This is a genomic window from Enterococcus sp. E5-162 (assembly GCF_035725965.1).
Taxonomy (GTDB): domain Bacteria; phylum Bacillota; class Bacilli; order Lactobacillales; family Enterococcaceae; genus Enterococcus_B; species Enterococcus_B lactis.
Map to the genome: position 1 here is coordinate 34918 of NZ_JAPRFV010000005.1, position 13352 is coordinate 48269.

A 13352-nucleotide genomic window follows, 5' to 3' on the forward strand; every position below is an offset into this window, starting at 1 on the left:
ATGAATTTCATTAGTGAACACATCTTGAAGAATCCGCCCGTCTTGTTAGGTTTGATTGCGATGCTCGGGCTGATCATCCAGCGAAAATCATTTTCAGAAACGATTAAGGGAGCTTTGACCGCTGCATTTGGTATGGTTGCTTTGACCGCCGGAGTCAATATGCTGGTCGGAACGATTTCTCCAATCAATGTAGCTGTCCAAACACAGTTGGGTGTAGAAGTGACAGAAGGACTATCTGATGTGACGTTTACTGCAGAATATGGCGGAACGGTCGGATTAGCTATGTTTTTAGGATTAGTTATCCATTTATTGATTGCTCGGTTTACACCTGTGAAGACGATCTTTTTAACAGGTCATATGCTTTGGTGGTTTCCTTTCGTATTTGTAGCAGCTGGTGTGGAAGCAGGACTGTCAGGGGGAGCATTGATTGGAATCAGCGGGATTTTATCGGCTTGTTATTGGTCTTTCATGCCGTGGATCATGCGCAAATATGTCTGGGATGCTACGGGAGATGATTCTTTCCTGATTGGTCATCCAACGGGTGTTTTGTCTTTAGTTTCAGGATTTGTAGCAAAACGAGTAGGAAATAAAGAAAAATCGACAGAAGATATCAAAGTACCTGAGAATCTTTCATTTTTCCGAGAAATCTCAATTACAGGTGCACTAGTCATGTTCTTGATGAATACCGTAGTTGGGATCATCGCACCTGTTTTGATACCAGAAGGGGATAATCTCCTGATGTTTTCGATTGAAGCAGGGTTGAATTTTGGTGCAGGACTACTCATTATGCTATATGGTGTCCGACTACTGATCAATCAAATCATTCCAGCGTTTCAAGGGATTGCAGAAAAAGTCGTACCGGGAGCGAAACCAGCATTTGATGTGCCTATTTTATTCAATTATCGACCAAATGCAGTAATTATCGGTTTTATCGTGGCAATGATCACTTCTACGATTTTAGTTGTTTTGGCGAATTCATTCCATCTATTCGGCGTGTTGCTTGTGCCATTAGTAATCACAAGTTTCTTTGAATGTGGTGGTGCAGCAGTCATCGGTGAAGGTCAAGGTGGCTTTCGTGGAGCGGTTGTCGGAACAATCGCAGCTTCATTTGTCATGGTCGTATTAGCTGGTTTTTCAGCTATTGTTTTTAGTACGACGATCCAAAGCTGGATATTGATTTTCGGCGGAAACGATTTGTCGTTATGGGGAATGATCGGTAGAGGATTTAGCGGTTTGTTTGGAGGGTTCTAGATGTTCAAATATATGGATAAAATCAAACAGTTATTAGATTTGGTTGAAAAGGAAGAAAAAAAGTCAATCAAAGAAGCAATCGATGTATTGACCCAAGCGAATCTGCAAAAACGTTCGGTCTATATTTTTGGTGCTAGTCATGCTGGTATCTTAGCGGAAGAGATGTATTATCGGGCAGGTGGGATGATGACCATCAATGCTATCTTTGGACGAGAAGTGATGCTAGATCGTTCCCCTATTACCTTTACCAGTCAAATGGAACGTTTAGAAGGATATGGAACGAATTTAGCAAAAACAGTTTCATTTAAAAATCAAGATGTATTGATCCTTCACTCAGTATCGGGAAGAAACCCAATCATTATTGATTTAGCGTTAGCTGCAAAAGCGAAGGGCGTAAAAATCATTAGTTTGACGAATGTCCAATATTCACGATCGGTGACTAGTCGTCATTCATCAGGGAAACGATTGTTTGAGGTTTCTGATATAGTTATCGATAACCATGGGGAGATAGGAGATGCTTGCTGTGAGCTGACAGGTATCGTACAAAAAGCCGGTCCTTCCTCTACTGTAATCGGTGCAGCCATCCTCAATACGATCATCGTGGAAGTTTGCGAACAGCTTATTGCAAATGGGATAAAACATCCTCCTATATTTTATTCGGCGAATTTAGATGGGGGCGATCTGCGAAACGCGGAATTATATGAGGAATATAAAGAAGTGATTCATTATGAATTCATGTAATTCATAATGGCAATTTATCTTTTAGAATATAAGTGAAATAAAAAGGGCTGCGACAAAAGTATTGTCACAGTCCCTTATTTCGAACAAAGGGTGTTCCAGAAATATCTTTCGGAAATAAACCCAAATTTCTTGAATTATTTAAAAGAAAATCGGTTTTTCAAGATAATAGTGAATAAGAAGATGATCCATCCAACGATAGTGAGTATCCAACCTGTCGTTAAACCAGGTGTATGATAGATCAGTTTGATTTGATGATTACCTGGATTGAGGAGTAATCCTGTATACATATAATTCGATTGGATAATTGGTATTTTCTTTCCGTTATCATAAGCAGTCCATCCTTTTTCATAAGGGATGGTTAATAAAAGCAATTTTTCTTTTTCCAGATTTAGTTCACCAGATACTTCATTTGCCGAAAAATGGACATTCTGAAGTGTGTTTTCCCTTAATTTAGCTATTTCCGTACTTAATTGACTATAGTCACGCGTATATAACTCAATAGAATCAAATGTATAGACTCCTTGATTTCTAAAGCTGACTTGAATAGTTTGATTAGGTTGCACTGCCCCTAAATTAAGTAAGGAATTTTTGATCCCTACGTACCATCCTTGATATTGATTTCGAAAATTAAACTCTTTTGACAGTTGTCCATAAGTTACTTTTAAATACGTGGCAGTCTCAGTTGGAAGAAATAATCCTGGTTGTGTATTAGGATAATTTATTCCCTTAAACCGTAGAAACAAATAATTATTTGTCAATTCAGATGGAGCGTCTACAGAGAACGTAACAGTTGCATTGTTCTTAGAAACGATATACTGATATCCTTTTATCTCTACTCCATCCGTTTGCTGAATATGATCGTTCAGTTTTTTGATTCCTTTATCGGTCATCTGATTTTTCTTTAGACCAGAGATATCTTTATTTATAATAACACTTTTTGTCATACTATCCATAATAGCTAATGAACTAGTTTGAGTATCATTTTGTTTGATATAGGAATCGTACGTATAGCCAAAAGGTAGGAAATTTGTATTCTGATAGATTTCTACATCTTGACCATTTTTATTGATTGTTTGTAAATAAGTATAACCAAAAGGAATATCTTGATTAGTGTCAGTTTTTAGTTTTGCGTAATATTTGCTATTTGCTAAAGTGCCTAATTCTGCACGACTATCTAGCCCATAATATTCATAGTCACTGTTGATATTGTTCTCAATAGACTGATTGAAGGAAAAAATATTTTTATTTGCTAAACTAAAATAAAAATTCGTACTATTTATTCCCCTTAACAAAGCATTGTTTTCTTCGGAACGAGGATTTCCAGTTTTAGACAATTCATACCGAGACCAGTCAGTATCTTTATTGATAATATCTGAGATAGCTGAACTTTTTGGTGCCCAATAATCATTTTCTACGATATTTTTATCAGTATAACTGTTAATGATAAGGGGATTGATTTTGATATTTGTTTGAAAGGCTCCATAAACTAGAGCATTCAAAAATACCAGTATACTCAACGCGATTTTTGTTTTTTTCGAATTAGCAAACAATAAAAAGATAGTTGAATAGAGCAACAGGAAGATCAAACCGATATAAGGCGGTACATCTCGCTTATAGTTTGCAAAAGTGAAAAGGATAAAGAAAAAGAAAACAATAAAAGAAATATGCACAAACCGTTTTCTTTTTGATAAATCAGTTGCGGATTCAACTAAAACAGGTAAGTATTTTGCTGTTAGAAAAGCCCAAAAGAATGCATAACCAAACATCCAACGATTCGTGCTATAAGAGAATCCGTTGAAAAGACTACCAAAAAATGGAAAGAATAAAAAAATAGTCAACAAGCTAATGGCTAAAAGATCAAGTCTTGCAAAATTATTTTTTTGCTTAGAACGATATAAAATAACGGATAATACAAAAACGATGATTGGGAAAAAGGCTGTGACAGTTGAGGCTTCTCCTCCGTAAACTGGTGAAATAAAGTTTTTCACAAAATTCAAATAAAATGATTTCGTGTAAAAAGGTAAGAGCGTTGAATGAATCTCCCCACGTCCAGCATTGAAAAATTGATTAATTACGGGAATGAAAATAACGGAGCCCATCATTATTCCTAATACGTAACTACCAATAGATTTGAATAAAAGAGAAAACAACACTTTATAGTCCTTTAAAGTATAAAGTTCAAAATATCTGTAAACAGCGTATAAAAAGATTAAGATAGAAAGCATATAAAAGAAATAAAAGTTGCTGATAACAGAAATGAAAATCATAAACGTAAAGAGTTTATATCCTCTTTTCTCGAAGATATACTCAAGCCCCAAACATAGCAATGGTAGATAAATCATCGGATTGATGAAGTAAGGGTGTTTCCAAGCAGAACTTAGTACGAAACCAGAGAATACATAAATGAATGTGGCGATAAAAGTTTGATAGTTGGCCATTTTCTTATATCGAAGAAAGATCGATATAGAGATTCCGGAAAAGAAAATGCGTAACATGATTGCTAATGAAAAGGCAAATTCTGCATACTTTGGTTTAGCAAATACTGCTAATAGTGAAAACGGATCACCAATGATATAGTAATGTAATGTTCCTAAAATATCTTGACCATAACCAATACTAAAATCATAAGTTGAGATAGAAAAGTTATGATCAATCAAAATATTTTTGATTATTTCCCGAATATATTCGCCAAAATAAACAAATGAAACAAAGTGTTGGGATTGACCATCCCATAGCTCAACAGGGGCTTTTCCAGCAATAGGCCACCACATATAAAGACTAACGATAACGACCCATAAGCAGATGCTTAAAATAGAATAGTAAGTGAAAGCATCTTTTTTTAACAGTTTTTTCAAAACAAGTTCCTCCGATAATAGATTAAAGAATATATATCAAGTATAGACAATGAGAATTAGGAAAACTAGCATTATTTTAAAATGAGTATCTGAAAATCAAGGGGACATCAATAGTTTGCAAGCTACGCTATTTAGATTATGTTATACTCATGAAGCAAATAAATTGTAACTGATCATAAAGGAGTTAAATAAATATGAGAAACATCAAGTTGACAATCGAATATGACGGAAAAAGATATTCAGGCTGGCAAAGACTTGGAGATGACGATAAAACCATCCAAGGGAAAATCGAAAAAGTGTTGCATCAGATGACAAATGAAGAGATAGAAATTATTGGATCAGGAAGAACAGACGCCGGCACGCATGCGCGAGGACAAGTGGCAAATTTCAAAACAAACACAGAAATTGAGCTGTCAGAAATGATCGACTTTATGAATCGTTACCTTCCGCGAGATATTGTCATCAAAAGAATCGAAGAGATGCCTGAGCGCTTCCATGCAAGATATAATGCGGTGGGCAAAAAATACAGCTATTATGTTTGGAACAACGTGATTCCTTCAGCATTTGAACGAAACCACAGCTTTTATTTTCCTCAAGAGTTGGATATGGATAAGCTGAATGCAGCTTGCGAAAAATTGATGGGTACACATGATTTCATTGGTTTTTCTGCATTGAAAAAATCAAAAAAATCTACGGTACGTACGATTGATGAATTATCTATCGAACGTAAGGGAGAAATGCTTCATTTTACTTTTGTCGGAGACGGATTTCTATATAAAATGGTGCGAATCATCATGGGAACATTACTAGAAATCGGTACAGGTGCCATGCCGATAGAAACAATCGATGAAATATTCGAAAGCAAAGTGCGGCAACATGCAGGAGAAACCGTCCCTGCACAAGGTCTGTTTTTGGATGAAGTTTATTATCGATAAAAATACTTTGATAATGGATGAAACGCATGTTTCACAGTATAAATATCGATGTTAAATAATGTATGAAGCAAATTAAAGAAATATAAAAAAAGACTTTTTAGCCTGTTTATGTGTACAGCTAAAAAGTCTTTCTTAAATAAAAATCTAGTGAGAATGTTGTACTTCTCTTCTCGGTTGTTTTTGTTTAGAAAAAGTAAATCGATAAAGTAAAAATAAAATCAAAGTAACGATAGATAAATATCTTGAAGCAATTGCTAGTTTTGTGTACTGATAAGTAATAACGACTTTATTTATACCTGGAGGAATAGTTAATTCAGTTGTGCCAAACTTAGATAATTTTGTTTGTACTAGTTTGCCATTAATAGAAGCCACTTGCCCTTTATAACGATAAATAGGTGTCGTCAAGACAGTATTTTTATTATTCGAATTATCTAATTCAATTGTAAGTTTGTTACTCATAAAATGAGTTGTTGGATTTATTTCCTGGTTACCTAGTAAATATTGATCATTATTAATCATATCAGGATGATAGATTGACTCTTTGTTTGCATAATCAGTATGATTGTAATTTTCAGCTATAGCAACAGCGTCTTCAGGTGCTATAAGTGTTAATGAATCTTTGTTAGCATGGATAGAATTGCTTACTCCTGAGAGATGCAATATTAGTGCAAGAAACGTAAAGACCATTATTTTCCATGAATTATTTTTAGTAGAAAAAATATAATAGATCACTATACTCATCGTATAGGCTATAAATAAAGAAGAAAAACCATTTAACCGCCAGACAAATTGTAGACTCTTAACTGGTGTATGGTTAAAAAGTTGCCAAGGAAATAAATTGGTTGAACAAAAAAGAACAAATACACCAAGAAAGAAAATAAATAAATCATCAGCAGTTAATTTTTTTATAAAAATAAAAGCACCAATCAATCCGAGAAATAAGAATAATCCAATAGTATAGTTGTTATAGTTATTATTTAAAATATGTGTCAGCATATCACTAGGAGCCATACCACTTAATTCTTTTCCCAGTGGGACTTTCAATTCTTGTGCTCTAGATTGTTGAATAAAAGGAATTAAGAATCCCGCACTTAAAAAAAAGGTGAGGGCGGTAGCTTTTAAAAGACTTAAGAGTCTAGCGATTTTTTGGTCCCAAAAATAAAAAGAAAGAAACAACGTTCCTCCAATAAATACAGAAACCATAGCGACAGAAAGTAAATGAGTATACACTACTAGCGTCATGCCAATAGACAACCAGTACCATTTTTGGTAATCTCTAATATAAATTTCGTAACACCCCATTAGTATCAAAGGCAAAAATGTTAAAGCGACAGCTTCTCCCAATGAAGCACGATGGAATATGTCAATGGCACGATAGGCGGAAAATGTATAAATAATCGAAAATAACAGCGAAATATAACGATTGTTTTTTATTTGTTTCATAGAAAAATAAGAAACGACCATTGTTAAAAAAGTGATAAAAAAATAGTAGATATTATAACCTAAAACAAGATTTCCCATCATTTTATAAAATAAAAAAGCTGGATAAAGAGTAAGCCATGGATAAAAAATATTCATCATTGTTCCATGATGATCGAAGTTATTGAAGTTTACTGGAGAACTCCATACATTATCTAGTCCTATGATTCGAGATAAATGAAAGTAAGTATCCTGATTGACACTATGATAGATTCCCTTAGACATGAATAGAGGGATGACGTAAGCAAAACTTAGAAATAACATAAAAATGATATCTATTATTTGGTTTTTGTTTTTTTTCATTTTTTTCTCCTATTTAAAAGTAATAAAAATTGATTCTTTTCTAGTATATCATACTAGTGCTATGAAAAATTTAACGCAAAGCTTATTAAAAAAAGACAATTCTAGTATACTGAAAATAGAATTAAAAAAGGAGAACAACAAATCTATGAAAATAAGTAAAAAAGCATTTCTTTTAGTAGTTCTTATCTTACTTAGTACTTTATATTCAGTAAATTTTATGAGAAATGCCCAAGAAATTTATACAACAGGTGATTTATCTTTTCATCTTTCACGAATCAAAGGGTTATCTTCTATTTTTGAAGGGCCAATCAACTATACAACATTTAACAATTATGGAGATGGACTGAACTATTTTTATCCTTTTCTTACAATAATTCCTGCAGTCGTTTTTTATGGAATTTCAAATAACTTAATATTAAGTTATGTTCTATATATTTGGTTATTAAATATTTGTACGATTCTGATTAGTTTTTATTATGGAGAAAAGTTTTTTAAAAAGATAGATGCTGCTTTTTTATTTAGTTGTTTATATACTTTTGCAACTTATCGAACAGTTGATATCTATTATCGATCCGCAATTGCAGAAGCAATCGCTCTTACGATTATCCCAGCTGTTTTATATTATGCTTATGGATTGATATTCAATAGAGAAAAAAAAGTCATCGCTTTATCTGTCAGTATAAGTCTACTTGTGTATACTCATGTCTTAACTACACTATTGTGTAGTGCATTGATTGCTTGTATGATTATAGTTCGTTTGTTTTTAAGCAAGCAAATAAAAAACGATATAAAATTTGTGGTCGTGAATTTAGTAAAGGCTGTTTTTTTGACTTGTGCATTAACTAGCTATTTTTGGTATCCTATGTTGCAGCAGATGAATTATCAAGAAATACACAGTCCCTTCAAAACAGATTTGCAGCTAGAAGCACTTTCTATTTCAGATAGTATCATTCAAGCGTTAAATAACGATATTACAACATACACTATGGGGTTATTAGGATTGGTTGCGTTGATTTTTCCTTTATTCATACTGAAAGAAATGGAGAAAAAAGAAAAAATCATCTATGTTGGCGTAGTTTCTACATGGGTATGCGTAACTAATTTATTTCCATGGTTTTTGTTTCAAAAAACACCGATAAGCTTGCTCCAGTTTCCTTGGCGTATCTTAGGTATCCAAATCTTTTTTTCTTCAATGATCATAACGCTTGTTTTTATGAAAAAGACTATGAATAAAAAATATTCATGGTTAATCATTGGCGCTACTGTGGTGTTTCTACTCGTCACGTCTATAGCAGCAAAAGAAAATTACGCAAAAGTTATCCAATCAAAACACGGTCATATTGTTATCAATGAAGAAACACTCCCACGTTATACAACATCAGATATGGGAGGATTATACGATTACGCCCCAACAGAAGCGATAAAAGAAAGGCCTCACTTAGAAAAACATGAAGTAAAAGTAGGAGAATCGTGGGAAAAAGGGAAGTATAAAGCTGCAGATAATAACATTACTTACACAGTGGCAAGCAACAAAAAGCAAAAAGTGACAGTACCAGTATATGCTTATTTAGGTACACAGGTAAAAGTAAACGGTAAAGTCGTAAATGACTCTTATAAAAAACATGGCTTAGTGAATGTGGATGTAAATGCTGGAGAAAATAAGATAGAAATTACAACAAAATATACTCCAACTGCTCTCATGGCTTTATGGATTAGTATTCTGACTTATTGTTTAGTGGTGTATTCAAGTTTTAAACGATTTGCACCTAATAAGTTGAAAGATTCTCGATATGTTACTAAAAAGGAGATAAACAAGAAGAATGAAAATAAATAAAAAAGTAGTAATATTGAGTGGATTAATTATAGTTAGTAGTATATATTCTTTCATCTTTTTCAAAAATACACAGAGTATTTATACCACTGGAGATCTTTCTTTTCACTTATCTCGAATCAAGGGGCTATCGACTATTTTTACCAGTCCGATTAATTATGAGACATTCAATTATACTGGATATGGTGTAAATTATTTTTATCCCTTTCTGACTTTTTTTCCAGCTGTAATGTTATATTGGATGACAAAAAATTTGATTGTAAGCTATATTATTTACGTTTGGTTATTGAACTTGTGCACAACACTCGTAGCTTATCATTATGGCGAGCGGTTTTTAAAACAAAAAAAGCGGCATTTTTATTTAGTTGTCTCTATATTTTCTCTGCTTATCGGACAGTAGACATCTACTATCGTTCCGCAATTGCCGAAGCTATCGCAATAACACTTGTTATCCCTGTATTATTTTATGCTTATCAAATCATCTCTGGAAAAGAAGAAAAGTATCCGTCTGTAAAGCTAGCATTGAGTATGAGTTTGCTAGTGTACAGCCATGTACTATCAACATTAATGAGTACAGCATTAATTATCATTTTTATTTTTATTCGTTTGGTTTCTAAAGGTTTCAAGAATGCAGATTTTATTGCTATATTTAAAAAATTATTTAGTGCGGCAGGAATGACATTGGTTCTGACGAGTGCTTTTTGGTATCCGATGTTTGAACAAATGCTCTACCAAAAAATCAACAAACCTAGCGTGACAAATTTATATGCTCATGCATCTAATGTGTTCGATAGTCTGACTGAAGCTATGAACAACGACTTAACTACTTACTCAATGGGACTAGTTGGTCTGTTATCTTTATGTATTCCCCTGATTTTATTTAAAAAATTAACAAACATAGAAAAAAAGATTTATTATGGTACGTGTTTGACTTGGCTAGCTACAACTAGTTTGGTGCCATGGTATCTTCTGCAAAATACGCCAGCCAAATTGTTACAATTTCCTTGGCGGATCTTAAGTTTGCAAATAATATTCTCTTCTCTGATATTAACGATGATATTTTTCAAAAATAGAAGATACAATAAGACAAGAGAACTATTTTATTTATTTATGACTGTTTTGTTATTAATCACTTTAACTGTTTCTAGTAAAAAAAATTTCAATCAAAAAATAATTTCTCAGCCGGGACATATTGTTGTAAACAAAGAAACAGTAGAGGCGTATACCACTAAAGGAATGGATTATTTTTTATATGATTATTCTCCTATCGCTTCATTGGAGAATAAGGAGCATATAATAAAACACGAAGCAAAGATTGGCAGTCAATGGGTAAACCTTCCTTATAAAACAACTGGTAGTTCTATCATATATAGAGTAACTAATGAGAAGAGCCAAGTAATCACACTTCCTGTATATGCTTATTTAGGAACGAATGTAGAAATAAATCATCAACCTGTAAAGGAGCAGGTGAATGCTAATGGATTGGTACAAATAAGCGGAGTCAAAGGAGTTGCTGATATTAAAGTAAGCACAAATTATACAGTAACGACTATTATTTCTTATCTTGTTACATTAACTGCATATTTATGTTTATTTTTTAAAATAATTTTCCATAAAAGGTAAATTAACTTTTCATTTATAAAATAAATTGATTAAAAAGGAGAATCTGTCGATAAGGATTCTCTCTTTTTTATACGAAAAATCTGTAGGGGGATGAAGTAATCGCTTATTTCCTCACTTTATGATAAATTACAGCTAAAGTCACTAGCTTGTCTTCTTCGGAAAGGAGGAGAGTCTATGGATAAGGAACAAGTATTCATTCAAACTCTTTATAATCTGATTTTAAATCCGAATACACGAGATTGGGAACGAAAAGTATTGATCCAGACAAAGAATGACATAAGAGAAAATACATCCGTTAAAGAACAGTTATCGAAACTAGAAGCAACACTACGTCCATTAGCTATCCGGATGAACCTAACGCCTGATGTAATGGATTTTTATTTATTGCTTACAGAAGGATTTGACACGCAGCAAAAATATGACTTTTCCAAGCATGCTATGCAAGATGCTGACTATCAAGAACGTGCAGTATTTGCAGGGGGATGTTTCTGGTGCATGGTCGAGCCGTTTGAATCGAAAAAAGGGATCCTATCTGTTTTGTCAGGATACACGGGCGGACATGTTGAAAAACCAAATTATGATCAAGTGAGCGGTGGCTACACAGGTCACATGGAAGCTGTGGAGATCATTTATGATACGAGAGAGATAAGTTATAGCGATTTATTGACAATCTATTGGCAAATAACTGATCCCACAGATGCCTTTGGACAATTTCAAGATAGAGGGAAGCAATACCGTCCGGTGATTTTTTATCAAGACGAACGTCAGAAAGAATTAGCGGAGCAATCGAAACAGGAACTAGTCAGTTCAGGAACGTTCCACCAACCAATCGTCACAAAAATTGAACCAGCTAGTACGTTTTGGCCAGCAGAAAATTATCATCAGCAATTTTACAAAAAACAACCGAAACGCTATAAAAAAATTCAGCAAGCACGTAAGCAATTTCTGATTTATCAACGAATAAAAAACAAATGGTAAAAAAATACAAGAAAAAATCATTTTGACTAACTCCTTTTCTTTAAAATGTAGTAAACTAAAAGCAGAATAAAAGAAAGCGTTTTAAAAGTGGTAAGGAGGAGAAAATTTGTATATTGCAGATAGTGCACGTTATGAAAAAATGGAATATCGTAAATCCGGTCATTCAGGTTTAAAATTACCAATTTTATCTCTCGGATTATGGCAAAATTTTGGAGATTATGATCCTATCCATAACCAAAGAGAGATTTTAAGAGGTGCTTTCGATATGGGAATTACCCATTTCGACCTTGCGAATAATTACGGAGGCCCTGCTGGAGCTGCAGAGAAAAACTTCGGGCGTATTTTTAGAGAAGACTTTCAAGCCTACCGTGATGAACTGATTATTTCTAGCAAAGCAGGTTATCATATGTGGGAAGGTCCATACGGAGAATGGGGCTCGCGTAAATCTATCATTTCAAGTTGTGATCAGAGTCTCCAAAGAATGGGGCTAGATTATGTTGACATCTTCTATCATCATCGTCCAGACCCTGATACACCTTTGGAAGAAACAGCAGAAGCATTGATGCAACTTGTAAGACAAGGAAAAGCATTATATATTGGTATATCCAACTATAATGGAGAAGACACCAAAAAAATGACTGAAATTTTAAAAAGAAAAGAAGCACCGTTCATTATTCATCAGATGCGCTACAATATGTTTTCTCGTGAACTACTAGAAGACGACTTATCTCCAGTATTAGAAGAAGAAGGGCTAGGAGCAATCACGTTCAGCCCGCTTGCCCAAGGTTTGCTGACAAATCGTTATCTGCATGGGATTCCTGAAGATTCTAGAGCACATCGTAAGGAAATACCATTCCTTTCAGAAGAACAAGTTGGATCAACTCTGGAAAAAATCAAAGCACTGCAGACAATCGCCGTATCACGAGGGCAATCATTAGCGCAAATGGCCCTTGCATGGAATTTGCGACAAAAATCTGTTACGAGTGTACTGGTTGGAGCAAGTCGGTTAAGTCAGTTACAAGAAAGTGTTCGAATGATGGATAATTTAGATTTCTCACCAGAAGAAGAATTGAAAATCGACCAAATTCTAGAATAGAAAAGATGTAATCAAATTTTTTATCCATCTATCAAAAAATGAACAAAAAATGTCATCAAGAATCGAATGAAGATCATCTATTATTGAACATCATACGTTTTGTCGTTCAAAATAAAAAGGATCGAAGGCTAGGAGTGAATTTTATCCTAGTCTTTTTTTATGGTAAATAGCTTCGTTTGTATATCCATGAACGGATGAATCGATTTTTTATACAAAAAATCATCAGATGATTCAAACGTGTTATAATAATTACGAAAAAA

General features: G+C 33.8%; 9 protein-coding genes. 7 read left to right on the plus strand and 2 right to left on the minus strand.

Annotated features, from left to right (window positions below; genetic code table 11):
* Together OZZ83_RS06495 and OZZ83_RS06500 are read left to right on the plus strand one after the other, a co-directional pair.
* Positions 1-1251, plus strand: a complete 1251-nt coding sequence (locus tag OZZ83_RS06495; protein ID WP_002335157.1) for a PTS ascorbate transporter subunit IIC — start codon at positions 1-3, stop codon at positions 1249-1251.
* Positions 1252-1992 carry a sugar isomerase domain-containing protein gene (locus OZZ83_RS06500; protein WP_002348344.1) on the plus strand — a complete coding sequence of 247 codons (741 nt, stop codon included), beginning with the start codon at positions 1252-1254 and terminating at the stop codon, positions 1990-1992.
* A gap of 134 nt (positions 1993-2126) precedes the next feature.
* Here OZZ83_RS06500 and OZZ83_RS06505 read toward each other — a convergent pair whose 3' ends face one another.
* Entirely contained in the window at positions 2127-4847 is a 2721-nt protein-coding gene (locus OZZ83_RS06505; RefSeq protein WP_119364766.1) for a YfhO family protein, read from the minus strand.
* A gap of 194 nt (positions 4848-5041) precedes the next feature.
* Between OZZ83_RS06505 and truA the strand changes: the two genes are divergently transcribed.
* Positions 5042-5782, plus strand: a complete 741-nt coding sequence (truA, locus tag OZZ83_RS06510) for a tRNA pseudouridine(38-40) synthase TruA (RefSeq protein ID WP_278023659.1) — start codon at positions 5042-5044, stop codon at positions 5780-5782.
* Between the two features lie 144 nt (positions 5783-5926).
* Here truA and OZZ83_RS06515 read toward each other — a convergent pair whose 3' ends face one another.
* A complete protein-coding gene (locus tag OZZ83_RS06515; protein ID WP_002297448.1) occupies positions 5927-7564 on the minus strand; it encodes a membrane protein in 1638 nt (545 codons plus the stop codon).
* A gap of 145 nt (positions 7565-7709) precedes the next feature.
* On the opposite strand from OZZ83_RS06515, the gene OZZ83_RS06520 reads away from it, so the two are divergent.
* The 4 genes from OZZ83_RS06520 (at position 7710) to OZZ83_RS06535 (ending at position 13092) form a co-directional block, all read left to right on the plus strand.
* Positions 7710-9398, plus strand: coding sequence for a membrane protein (locus OZZ83_RS06520; protein ID WP_002294724.1), 1689 nt, complete (start codon positions 7710-7712; stop codon positions 9396-9398).
* 234 nt (positions 9399-9632) lie between these two features.
* A complete protein-coding gene (locus tag OZZ83_RS06525; protein ID WP_278023661.1) occupies positions 9633-11018 on the plus strand; it encodes a 6-pyruvoyl-tetrahydropterin synthase-related protein in 1386 nt (461 codons plus the stop codon).
* Between the two features lie 174 nt (positions 11019-11192).
* Entirely contained in the window at positions 11193-11996 is an 804-nt protein-coding gene (msrA, locus tag OZZ83_RS06530) for a peptide-methionine (S)-S-oxide reductase MsrA (protein ID WP_002310626.1), read from the plus strand.
* Positions 11997-12135: 139 nt separating this feature from the next.
* Positions 12136-13092 carry an aldo/keto reductase gene (locus OZZ83_RS06535; protein ID WP_002348342.1) on the plus strand — a complete coding sequence of 319 codons (957 nt, stop codon included), beginning with the start codon at positions 12136-12138 and terminating at the stop codon, positions 13090-13092.
* Positions 13093-13352 lie beyond the last annotated feature (260 nt).